This is a genomic window from Chitinophaga agri (genome assembly GCF_010093065.1).
GTDB classification, from domain to species: domain Bacteria; phylum Bacteroidota; class Bacteroidia; order Chitinophagales; family Chitinophagaceae; genus Chitinophaga; species Chitinophaga agri.
Genome location: NZ_CP048113.1, coordinates 258,987 through 271,605 on the forward strand (window position 1 = coordinate 258,987; position 12,619 = coordinate 271,605).

Here is a 12,619-nt window from a genome sequence, read left to right on the forward strand (position 1 = left end):
GGTGTCTATAGATAAATGGGGACTTAGATTTTATCACCAAAAACAGAACGCTACCACGTATTACGTTATGAAACTGACCTTCATGTTCGCAGCTTCCCTGGGCCTGTGCATGGGAGTGCTTTCGCTGGTTTCCTGCAGTGAAAAGAATTTCCTGGATCAGACGGAGACAACCAACCTGGACGAAAAAGCCGTCTTTTCCGATAGTGCCAGGACCGTACAATTCCTGACCAACATCTACATTGACATCGGTTTTACCGAGAATGCCACCCGTTTTGGCAACGGCGGACTGGATGCTGCCTGTGATGAAGCAGAGCCACAGCGATCGGCTGCTATCACCACTTCCGTGCAGTTTGCCACCGGAACCGTCAATCCTTCCATCATCAGTGGTGATGCCTGGGCAACCTGTTACGCCAATATCCGCAGGGTGAACCAGCTGCTCCGGAACTTGCCCCGGGCACCGCTGCCTTCCTATATCCGTAATGTGATGGCGGCAGAAGGGCGTTTTCTGCGGGCATGGTATTATGCCTCCCTGCTCAAACATTATGGCGGTATCCCCCTGATCGGAGATACAGTATACAATGTCACCGATAAAATAGCTGCGGTGCGCAACTCATACAAGGAGTGCGTAGACTATATCGTTTCAGAATGTGAAGCCGCCGCAGGTGCTCTTCCGCTGGAGCGTGTACGGGAAGATTATGGACGCGTCAGCGGCGGTGCAGCCATGGCGCTGAAAGCAAGGGTGTTACTCTATGCAGCGAGCCCGTTGTTCAATGGTGGTAACGTCGATCCGCAGAACCCCGTGACAGGCTATACTGATAACGTACCTGACCGCTGGCGGCTGGCGGCAGATGCGGCCATGATAGTGATGTCTTCCGGCGCCTATGCGTTGTATGAAGATAATAGCACCGCGCCGGGTTATGGCTTCTATAAGCTGTTCACCCTGCGCGTGAACCCGGAATATATATTCGCGAAGATGCAGGGACTGAACCGCGACCTGGAAACTGCCTGGCAGCCACCATCCCGTGGCGGCGGACAAGGCGCTTTCCCCTACCAGGAGTTTGTTGATGCTTTCGGTATGGCCAATGGTAAAGCAATCACCGATCCGGCATCAGGATACGTAGCTGCTGATCCGTATAAAGATCGTGATCCCAGACTGGCCTATTCCGTCATCCGTGACCAGACGCTATTAATTCAGAATAACGGTCTTAAAGAGCCTGTCAATATCTACCTCAATGCCAACGGCGCCGGTGCCAGTCAGGATGCTGTCCTGGCGGGTACGCCTACCGGTTACTACACCAATAAAATGCTGGATGAGAACATCAGCGCCAACTTCATTCATGGCAGTCAGCGATGTTTTCCATTGATCCGCTATGCGGAAGTGCTGCTCAATTTTGCGGAGGCCACCAATGAGATAGACGGTCCTGTACAATCGGTGTACGATGCTGTCGCACAAATACGCAGGCGCGCAGGCCTGCTGCCCTCCGAATTGCCAACAGGACTCACCCGTGAAGAAATGCGGGAGCTGATCCATGCCGAACGAAGAATAGAGCTGGCATTTGAAGGTCACCGTTTCTGGGATGTCAGAAGATGGAAGATCGCGGAGCAGACCCAGAATAAGGTCATGAATGGTATGAAAGTCACCCGTACCGGTGGTCAGGTAACCTATACTGTCTTCCCTGTACGCAAACATAACTTCCGTACAGCCATGTACCTGTGGGCCATCCCGCAAAGTGAGACAGCAAAGTCACCCGAGCTGCAACAAAATCCAAACTGGTAAAAACAGCACCCATGAAATCAAGACTGATCCTCTGCTTACTCATACTGCTCGCAGGTCTCCACGCCTGCAAACGTCATGAAATATCTGTACCTGAACAACTGAAAGACATCTCAGGTCAGTGGCGTATCACGAAGGCCGTGAGGAATGGCGTAGACATTACCACATTGGCCGACTTCACAAAGTTCAGGATACGGTTCACCGAAAAACAGGAGTACCGTATAGAAAATCCGATGCCTTTTGTGGTGAACAAAAACGGTCACTACTCCCTGGATGATCCGGCCTATCCATTGCGGATCTCCTTCCTGCAATCGGGCACAGATGCGCCCGTAAGTACCGGGTTCACTTATCCTGTGGTAAATGGCAAACGCAACCTGGTCTTTTCATTCAGTCCTGGCTGTACGGCTAATACTTACCTGTATACACTCGAAAGAATTGCTCCCTGACCTGATTCAATACTACACGATATGAAAAAATATATATGGATGATCTGCGCTATCCTGTGCTTACTGGCAGGCTGCGTATTCCTGGAGAATGTAGAGCAACCTGCAAACGCCAGGCCTGGTGAAGAGATGACCATTAACATCAATACGCGTATAGACGTCGCTGATGGCGGACGCTCCAACGTCAGACTGATCATCGGTTTTCTGGCTCCTAAAAACTGGCAGGCTGCTGCAAATGCGGCGGTCACATTTACGACCAGTACCTATGGCAATGGCAAGATGGTGCCTGTCCCTGCCACGGTAGATGCTGGTGGCGGTAAGAACTGGCCGGCCATTCTGAAGGAGCGCTTCGGTATGGGCGGTAATTTCATGACGGACGACCTGGAATGGGTGGTCTTCTGGACAGAACAGGCCTATAATGTACCTCAGGGTGTAAAAGAGAATATTAAGGTAACGGTGAAGTTGATCCCCGGTACCGACAATGTACAATTCAAAACAGGCTATTTTGTCGGAACAAGTTCAGAAGGACTGAGTGATGTATTCGGTTCCAATAACGTATACAAATGCCGTTTCATGGATTGTTTCACTATCACCGATGGCGTTAGTGACCTGATTGACTACTGTAATCCGCAGATTGCGGCCGTTACGCCTGGTGTGGCTACTGACAATGATCTGCTAACGATTGCTTTTGATCCGGATGTGGTATCAACGGCTCTCAGTGGTGCAGACAGGATCTTCCTCTGTGCAAAGGCATATACTACCACGGGTAAAGTACTCGATGCCTGTATACAAACAGATCAGTCGAAGTTACAACCTTATACGGGTCGTAAATCGGCTATCACGCTCTGGCCCCGTGCTCACTTTAATATGCAGGACGGAGAGCAGCTGGAGAAAATAGCCTACTTCTTTACGGATGAAAGCGGGACAACGAAAGTGGGATACAGTAACACTGACAGCCCCTTTGTGTATACATTCAAATGCCAGTAGCTACCTATCCGCTGTATCCCATTTCTCAATCCAAATTCCTGATTTCAATGGCACACAATTACATTACACCATATATCTCTTCGCTGACCTGTATGCTGTTGCTACTGTGCGGCAGGGCGCAGGCGCAGCAGTCCTTTACGGTGAATGGTCGTCTGGTAGATACCTACGGCCAGCCACTCGCGAAAGCCGCTATTGCTGTAAAAGGTACAAACGATAGTATCATGACCGATGCTTTCGGTAAGTTCACCATCAGGGCAGCACAGAATAACACCCTTGTTATTCGTCAGTCAGGCTATCATCCATTACAATACACCGTACGGGATTCGGTGGTTGTATTAAGAATGGAAGAAGTATTCATTCCGACCCCGGCATCCATACCGGTCTTGTATGGGGACGCTGATAGCCGTAGTAGTGTTGGTGCTATCGGAACGGTGTACACCAGTCAGATCGCCACAACACCTGCTACATTATATGCCTACGCCCTGCCAGGCCGCCTTGCAGGACTGTATTCCCAACAATATAGTGGCTTTCGTAATCCGGGTACCGGTAACAATTTTGACGTAGACGACTTTGTCGGCAACATCCCGCGTCCCGGCGCATCGGAGCCGAATGACAATGCTGAGATAGGATTATGGCTCCGTGGTCAGGTGCCCGTTACCATCATCGATGGTATACAGCGGGATATGTTCTCTATCGATCCGGAAAATATAGCATCTATCTCCGTACTGAAAGATGGGTTGTCGACTATCCTGCTGGGACAACGAAGTTCCCGTGGTGTATTACTGGTCACAACTAAAAGAGCACGTGTTGGTAAACCCCGTTTGTCATTCACGGCGCAAACGGCTATACAACAGTCGTTAAGTATGCCGAAACCTTTGCCTGCCTGGCAATATGCCTATCTGCTCAACGAAGCATTACAGAATGATGGTAAAGCGCCGCTATATAAAGCATCAGATATACACGCATTTCGTGATCACACCAGTCCATACACCCATCCTGATGTGAACTGGTACGATGCCTTGCTGAGAGATAATGCACCGCTGTCACGATATAATCTGAACATTAATGGTGGCGGAGACGTGGCACGTTACTCCGTATCATTGAATTATACCAGTCAGCAGGGGATCTTCAAAACATCGCCTGACAACAGCTATAATACCAACGCTGGTTTAAAACGCTATCTCATCAATACTGATGTAAACATCGATGTGACCAATCACCTCAACGTAGGTATGCAGCTATTCGGCCGTTTGCAGGAAGGAACGCAGCCTGGAGCTGGTGCGGGCAAAGTGCTGAGTGATCTATTGGGTACATCCAATGCGGCTTATCCGGTGAAGAATATCAACGGAAGCTGGGGCGGTACCGGTAACCTGACCACAAACCTGTTATCGTCCACGCTGAACAGCGGTTATATACAGGATAACAGTAAGGATGTGATGGCCAATGTCGATCTGCGTTATGACCTTGGTGACCTGCTGCCGGGGCTATCTCTGAAAGGAAAAGGTAACCTTTCTATACAATCGGCTAATGCTATCAACCGTAGCAAGCAGGACCTGGTGTATAGAATGGCGGTTACTCAGGGTGATACCACCTATGCAAGATATGGTCAGGCGATCACGCAGCGCAATGATTTTATTCCTGTATTCAATGCACAGTATTTCTTCGGGCAGGTATCACTGAACTACGACCGGCATTACGGTGCACATGATGTCAATGCCATCGTACTTGCCGACAGGCGACAGACCATTTTCAACTATGACCTCCCGGGTAAGTCAACGAATATATCTGCAAAGGCATCCTACAACTATGGTAACAGGTATTTCGCAGAGGCAGCTATTAACAGAAGCGGTTACAACCGCTATATGCCCGGCCGGCAGTGTGGTACCTTCTACGCAGGAGGCCTCGGCTGGGATATGGCCAGGGAAGGTTTTTTAGCAGATCAGGCGCACTGGCTGGATCAACTGAAGCTGCGGGCTACCTTCGCACAGACCGGAAATGGTATTGATAATTCAGGGTACTACATCTGGCGGCAGGACTTCAGCGAGAATAACGGTATTGGCGGTGGCATCTACGAACAGGGTACGGCCCGTTCCCCCGCTTCCGGTTTCCAGGAGAACGGACTGGCGAACGTCAATATCTCATGGGAAACTGCCCGGAAGATAGATGTTGGTATCGATATCTCATTATTCAATAACCGCCTGCAACTGACGGGCGATTATTACCATGACCGCTACGCTAACCTGTTACAGATAAGAGGTAAGAGCATTGCATTATCCGGTGCAGCCTATCCCCCGGAAAATATCGGTATCAACCTGTATAAAGGAGGAGAATTGTCTCTTACCTGGCAGTCTTCCCTGAATAACTTCCATTACTTCATTACAGCTAATGGTAGCCTGGAACAAAGTAAGGTGCTCTTCATGGACGAGCAGCGCCGTGACTACGAATGGAATAAAAGAACAGGACAGCCCGTGGGTATGCGGTTCGGCTACATTGCGGATGGCTTTTTACAATCAGCTGAAGAAGCCGCAACCGCTCCTGTCATGACCGGGTTCAAACCATTGCCCGGTGATATAAGGTACAAAGACCTGAACAATGATGGCGCCATTAACCAGTTTGATGAAGCGCCTATTGCCTCAGCTAAGCCACGTATTTATTACGGTGTCAATGCCGGCTTTTCATGGAATGGTCTGGAAGTAAGTGCCTTGGTACAGGGAGTGACCAACAGGATCAACTACGTGGCCAACTTTGCTACCGAAGCCGGTTTCCAGTTCATGAACTTCACTTACGGGCAGGCATATGAGCAGATCACCGGCCGCTGGACGCCTGAGACGGCCACAACGGCCACCTATCCACGTCTGACCGCTGATGCTAACTATAATTATAATAAGGCTGCTTCTTCTTTCTGGGTGCGTAATGGTAACTACTTCCGCCTCAAGAATGTCAGCGTTGCCTATAACCTTCCTTATGTATGGGTACAACGGTTGAAACTGGGTGGTGTCAGGGTGTTTGCAAACGGACTAAACCTGTTCACACATGCGCCGTACGACTTTATTGATCCGGAAGTAGGTGTAGGCGCCTATCCTATACAACGGGTACTGAATACAGGTGTCAATATTAAGTTCTAGTCAGCCATTTAAATAAAGTATGATGAAGCAATTCCCAACTATATATCTCCTGGCCGGCTTCCTGCTCACACTGGCAGCCTGCCGGAAGGATTACGAAGCGATCCCGCTGGAGAAAGTGACCATAGAATACGTGTTTGATAAAGATGACTCCCTTGGTACCTATGCCAATAAATTTCTGAATAGCGTCTATTCAAAGCTGCCGGGTGGCTACAATCGCGTAGGTGGTGATCTGCTGGATGCGGCATCCGATGATGCCATCTCCGGCTTTACTGGTACGACCAGTGTGTCACAGCTGGCGACTGGCGCGTATACCTCTTTTGCAACTATCCCGGAGGAAACGCCCTGGTCAAATGCCTACGCGGCTATCCGTGCAGCCAGCATTTTTGTATCTAACATCAATATCTCTCCGGTGAAAGATAAACTGGCCAATGGCAGTTCTGTACGGCTGGCGTGGAAGGCGGAAGCCCGCTTTATAAGAGCGCTGTTTTATTTCGAATTACTGAAACGCTATGGTGGTATACCCTTGATGGGAGATGAGGTAAGAGAGCTGGGGGATGATGTGCAGCTACCCAGAAGCTCCTTTGCTGACTGTGTACGATACATCGTTGGTGAATGTGACGCTATCAAAGACAGTCTGCGTCCAAACCCCATCGTGGCGCCTGAGCTGAATAGTCATAGAGCGACACGTGGTGCTGCACTGGCCCTGAAGGCAAGGGTGTTACTGTATGCTGCCAGTCCCTTGTTCAATGGTGGAAACATCGAATCAGGTAATACACTGACCGGCTACACGGACTTTAACCGGGAGCGCTGGAAACTGGCGGCTGATGCTGCGCGTGTGTTGATCGAAGAAGGAAAATTTGCCCTGTTGCCCAATAGCAAAGATATCTTCATTACCCAGAATAATAGTGAGATCATCTTCTTCCGACAGGGTGGTAATAACTCGGATATCGAAAGTACAAACGGTCCTGTAGGATTTGCACAGGTCGCGCGTGGCCGTACGAATCCCTCACAGGAACTGATAGATGCCTTTCCTACGGATGCGGGTGTACCGATTACTGATCCGGCAGCTGGTTACAATCCGGATGATCCCTATGCGCATCGTGATCCACGGCTGGCAATGAGCATCATCTACAACGGTACAAGGTGGCTGAACACAGAGATACAAACGTATGATGGTGGGCAGAACAGACCCGGAGGCGCAGAGCCAGGTACCAAAACAGGCTACTACATGCGTAAGTTCATGGGCAATTTTGAGAATGCCACCCAATACAGTAACACGCCGCATGACTGGATCTTCCTGCGCTATACAGAAGTACTGCTCAATTTTGCGGAAGCAGAGAATGAATATAATGGTGCCACCGCCCAAGTATATCAGGTATTGAAAGACCTGCGTGCCCGTGCCGGTATCCCTGCGGGTGATATCGGGCTGTATGGGCTGAAGGCCGACCTGTCGCAGGACGAGATGCGTCAGGTGATCCGTAATGAACGCCGGATAGAGCTGGCCTTCGAAGAGCATCGCTTCTGGGACATTCGTCGCTGGAAGATAGCGCAACAGGTATATGGAAATGCCCTGCACGGGATGAGTATCATAAGGAACGGTGGAGAGCTGACCTTTAATGTGGTAGAAGTGTTCAAACCAGTCTTTATGGCGCCTAAAATGTACCTGTATCCTATACCATACGATGAGGTGGTGAAGAATGACAACATGCGCCAGAATCCCGGATGGTAAGCCTTTTATTCATGATATGAATTTAACTGACTGAAGATGAAATATATTTTACTGTTATTGCTGTCAGCCATGTGCCTGCCACTAATGGCGCAGCAGAAAACACTCAATGGTACTGTAAAAGACCTCAACGGGGTATTACCCGGAGCTGCGGTGGCGGAGAAAGGTGTGCCTGCCAACGGGGCTATTACAGATCCTGACGGCAGGTTTAAACTGACACTGAAAGGTCATTCCAATACGGTGATCGTGAAACTGATCGGGTTCACCAGCCAGGAAATCAATGTAACGGGCCTATCTACACTGGACGTTATACTACAGCCTTCCACGCAGGGACTGGATGAGGTGGTGGTGGTAGGCTTTACACAAGCCAGGCGTATCACCAATACCGGTGCAGTAAGTGGTATTACCGGCGCTGAGATCAGGAATGTGCCTACGGCCAATGTACAGAATACCCTGATGGGAAAGCTGCCCGGATTTGTATCACAGCAACGTTCCGGTCAGCCGGGAAGGGATGCGTCCGATTTCTTTATCCGTGGCGTGAGCTCGCTGAACAGTGAGGGAAACAAACCACTGATCATTGTAGATGATATTGAATATTCCTATGAGCAGCTGCAGCAGATCAATGTCAATGAAATAGAAAGTATCTCTATCCTGAAAGATGCCTCTACCACAGCTATCTATGGCATCAAAGGTGCCAACGGCGTGCTGGTGGTAGCTACCCGCCGTGGTAAGAGCGGACGGCCACAGGTCAATGTGAGAGCGGAAACCGGTGTGCAGGCGCCTGTAAAGACGCCCAGACTATTAGACTCCTATAACACTGCTACACTGGTCAATGAAGCGTACAGGAACGATGGATTGACACCGCTCTTCACGGATGCTGATCTTGAGCTGTTCAGGAACGGGAAAGACCCTTACGGCCATCCCAATATCAACTGGTATGAAACGGTCTTTAAGAAGTTAGCACAGCAGGCCAACAGTAACATTGATATCTCCGGTGGTACTGAAGCGGTGAAGTACTTTATCTCTGGTGGTTTTCTGACGCAGAATGGTTTGGTAAGAGACTTCTCTGATCCCCGTAATGAGGTAAACACTAACTATTTCTTTCGCCGTTATAACTTTCGCTCCAACCTGGATATGCGGGCAAATAAAACATTAACACTGCGCCTTGACCTGACTGCCCGTTTCGGTGATATTAATGAGCCGCATGCGGCGAATGTTGTGTCGGAGGTCTATAACTTTGAAAAGATCCATCCTTATTCAGCGCCGATCATGAACCCGGACGGGAGTTATGCCTTCGCTGCGGATACGAAGGATAAGCTGCCGACTATTAACGCCAGGCTGGCTAACGGTGGGTATACCCGTAGCAAGCGCACTGATTTCAATGCATTATTCGGCGCTACCCAGCAGCTGGACTTTCTTACGAAAGGACTGTCGCTGACTGCCCGTGTGGCCTATGCCGGTGTTGAACTGTATTCCAGGAACCTGTTCCGCCCTGCTGAACCGCCATCATATCACTATAATCCTGAGGATGGCTCCTATACACTGGACCCAAGGGGGAACTACCGTCTGCAGGCATACCGGGTCACCGGCAACACAGACCTGTATAGCCGTAACATCAATACCCAGGCTTTTTTGAATTACGACCGCTCTTTTGGCGATCATACGTTCAACTCACTGGTATTATACAACAAGCAGAGTTATGCCTTTAAATCGGACGTTCCGGCCAATTTCCGGGGACTTTCCTTCAAGGCTGGCTACAACTATAAGCAAAAGTATCTCCTCGATTTTAATGGCGCCTATAACGGCTCCGATCGTTTCCAGGCGAAGAAGCGGAACGGTTTCTTCCCCGCAGTGGGTGCTGGCTGGAACATCTCCCAGGAGTCTTTCTTTAAAGACCATAAATTACCTTTCAGTCTCCTGAAGCTGCGTGCCTCTTATGGCGTGGTGGGTTCTGACGTTACATCGGGTAACCGTTACCTGTACCGGCAGGAGTACTATTACGGAGGCGGGTATTCCTTTGGTGAGAACAACTCCCAGCAACCATCTGTTTACGAAGGCGAACTGGGTAATATGGATGTATCCTGGGAGAAAGCCAGGAAGGCTGATATTGGTATTGACATGAACCTGTTCAAAGATAAGTTGTCTGTTACGGTCGACTACTTCCATGATATCCGCTATGATCAGCTGGTACGCAAAGGGTCTGTGCCAGGAATGATCGGTATCGGGTTTAGTCCGACGAACGTCGCTAAAACGAGTAACAAAGGTTTTGACGGACAGATCAACTACCGTGGCAGTATCCGCCGTGTGAACTTCAATACCAGCCTGGTATTCCAGCACTTTAAGAATAAAGTGTTGTTCAAGGATGAAGCACAGCCGGCCTATCCCTGGTTACGTGAAACCGGCAAGCCGATCGACCAGCCCTTCGGTTACACCTTCATCGGTTACTACACACCGGAAGATGTTCAGAAGATCGCTGCCAATACACACGATAAACCAGCGACACCGCTCACGGAATATCCTATACAGGCCGGTGACCTGAAATACAAAGATCTGAACAACGATGGGGTGATCGATAACAATGACCGGGGGGCCATTGGCCGTCCGAACCTGGCCAATACAGTCCTGGGGCTGACCCTGGGTGCAAACTACAAGGGATTTAGTATCAGTTTGCTGTTCCAGGGCGCTTTCGGATACAGCTTCAGTGTAGTAGGTACAGGTATTGAGACTTTCCAGAGTCAGTTTCAGCCCATTCACCAGGAGCGCTGGACACCTGCGCATGCAGATAATGCGGCATTCCCCCGCCTGACCAGCAATCCTACTACTGTGAACAGCGCCCGCACCTATATGTCCGATTTCTGGCTGATAGATGCCCGCTACGTACGACTGAAAACCATCGACATCGGTTACCAGTTGCCCAGCCGCTGGCTGCCACAGCGACTTAATAATGCGCGTCTCTACCTGAGCGCCTATAATTTCCTGACATGGACAAACTATAACAAATACCAGCAGGACCCTGAAGTGGTCAGCAATTCTGCCGGCGATGCATACATCAATCAGCGGGTCGTGAACCTGGGTGTGCAGATCGGATTTAAATAATACAGTATTAACAGGAAGTTCAGATAATAATGTTTCTATACAAAAGATGGGCGCTGTCAGCGGTCCTGGGTGTGTTATGCCTGACAGCAAGCGGACAGGAGAGGATCATGACCTTAAACAGCGGTAAAGGCGGTGTGGAGTGGAAGATTAAACCAGTAGCGGATGTCAGTCCGGAGCCCGGCATACATACTTCCGGCTATAACGATCATGACTGGGTGAAAGGAGTGGCGCCGGGTACAGTCTTCGGCGCTTATGTGGCAGCCGGGCTGGAACAGGACCCTAACTATGCCGTTCATATTTACAAAGTAGATAAGGCAAAGTATGATCGTGACTTTTGGTATCTTGCTACTTTCCCTTTTGCGCGCCGTAAAGAAGGAGGTACCGTCTATCTTTGCGGCGTGCAAAATCGAAATAACATTAACTGATGCTTTACTAAAAAGAACAACAAATGGGGCATAACATCACTGCTATCATTCTGAAAGGAAAATTTGATTCCGAACAGGTCAGCCATTTTGATCTGGTACCGGTTCCCCTCACTGCTGAGTTGACACTTTTTCATATTGATACCGCCTATGTTGAGTACTGGCAATCACAGTTAGGCATGGAAGGGGAATTACCTGATATCGTTGATCCGGATTTCATGATTCCCCGGGAGATCGTACTGGCGGAGATCATGAAATTTATAACGGGTACGCTTGCACCACAGTATGCCATTATCAGAACGGATTATTTTGGAGGCACAGGATCACAGTATGCGAACGTATTTATAGGCAGTCAAAATGTGGATCCTGGCATGCGGAAGATCAATCAGGCACTCAGGTACCTTGGCGTGGTTGCGGCGCCTGGCATGGATGAATTTGATACAGTGGGGTTATCTGATATCCGTCGTATGCCTTCCTATCTGGAGAAATACTGGGATATGTAACAGGAATAGCCGTTTTGGTGTTATCGGCGCTTACCCGTCAACATGCATCTCTGTAATCTCGTTGTTCCTGAACCTGAAAGTCAGCGTATGATTGCCGTCGTGAATAGTTGTAAAAGATAATGACCAGACATCATCTATTGTATCAAAGGCGGGAATATCCAGGAAGTCAGGTATAAATTCTGCCTTAAAATCCTGCACCGTAAAATGCTGCTTCCATTTGCGGAACTCACTTTCAATCCTTGTCTGCATGTGCGGAACATACCTGTCATACTGCTGCTGAAGGGTTGTGAAGAATTTTTTTTGCGAAAGGGTAGGCGTGGGTGAAAATGATCCGATGAGGATGCCTATCTCACCATTGGCCGGCCCGAAGAACGTATTTCCTTCAAACATATAATAACCGTCTTTCCCTTCATCGACGACGCGCAGTGCACCGAAAAGATCATCCTGTATAACCGGTGGTTTTTTAAACAAAAAGCTGAATAATCCCATATTGATGTCCTTTGTAATACGGGGTAAATATATAACTTATTTTATGTGGAGGCA

At 49.3% G+C, this 12,619-nt stretch carries 9 protein-coding genes; 8 read left to right on the forward strand and 1 reads right to left on the reverse strand.

Translation table 11 applies throughout. From position 1 onward, the window contains the following. The first annotated feature begins 67 nt into the window (after positions 1–67). Genes GWR21_RS00980 through GWR21_RS01015 form a run of 8 tightly spaced genes read left to right on the forward strand, consistent with a single transcriptional unit; the run spans position 68 to position 12,076 of the window. A complete protein-coding gene (locus GWR21_RS00980; RefSeq protein ID WP_238430118.1) occupies positions 68–1,777 on the forward strand; it encodes a RagB/SusD family nutrient uptake outer membrane protein in 1,710 nt (569 codons plus the stop codon). An 11-nt stretch (positions 1,778–1,788) separates the two neighbouring features. Continuing rightward, the gene (locus GWR21_RS00985) at positions 1,789–2,220 is read left to right on the forward strand and encodes a DUF5004 domain-containing protein (RefSeq protein ID WP_162329920.1); all 432 of its coding nucleotides are present in this window, start codon (positions 1,789–1,791) and stop codon (positions 2,218–2,220) included. 21 nt (positions 2,221–2,241) lie between these two features. Continuing rightward, the gene (locus tag GWR21_RS00990) at positions 2,242–3,204 is read left to right on the forward strand and encodes a DUF4961 domain-containing protein (protein ID WP_162329921.1); all 963 of its coding nucleotides are present in this window, start codon (positions 2,242–2,244) and stop codon (positions 3,202–3,204) included. A 47-nt stretch (positions 3,205–3,251) separates the two neighbouring features. After that, positions 3,252–6,329 carry a SusC/RagA family TonB-linked outer membrane protein gene (locus GWR21_RS00995; RefSeq protein WP_162329922.1) on the forward strand — a complete coding sequence of 1,026 codons (3,078 nt, stop codon included), beginning with the start codon at positions 3,252–3,254 and terminating at the stop codon, positions 6,327–6,329. Between the two features lie 19 nt (positions 6,330–6,348). After that, positions 6,349–8,058, forward strand: a complete 1,710-nt coding sequence (locus GWR21_RS01000) for a RagB/SusD family nutrient uptake outer membrane protein (RefSeq protein WP_238430120.1) — start codon at positions 6,349–6,351, stop codon at positions 8,056–8,058. 36 nt (positions 8,059–8,094) lie between these two features. Next, positions 8,095–11,151: a SusC/RagA family TonB-linked outer membrane protein gene (locus GWR21_RS01005; protein WP_162329923.1), complete on the forward strand. Its 3,057-nt coding sequence runs from the start codon at positions 8,095–8,097 to the stop codon at positions 11,149–11,151. A 29-nt stretch (positions 11,152–11,180) separates the two neighbouring features. Further along, complete coding sequence (locus tag GWR21_RS01010; RefSeq protein WP_162329924.1) at positions 11,181–11,576, forward strand: hypothetical protein; 396 nt, start codon at positions 11,181–11,183, stop codon at positions 11,574–11,576. Between the two features lie 23 nt (positions 11,577–11,599). Further along, positions 11,600–12,076, forward strand: coding sequence for a hypothetical protein (locus GWR21_RS01015; RefSeq protein ID WP_162329925.1), 477 nt, complete (start codon positions 11,600–11,602; stop codon positions 12,074–12,076). 30 nt (positions 12,077–12,106) lie between these two features. Here GWR21_RS01015 and GWR21_RS01020 read toward each other — a convergent pair whose 3' ends face one another. Next, positions 12,107–12,565, reverse strand: coding sequence for a hypothetical protein (locus tag GWR21_RS01020; RefSeq protein ID WP_162329926.1), 459 nt, complete (start codon positions 12,563–12,565; stop codon positions 12,107–12,109). Between the last annotated feature and the right edge of the window lie 54 nt (positions 12,566–12,619).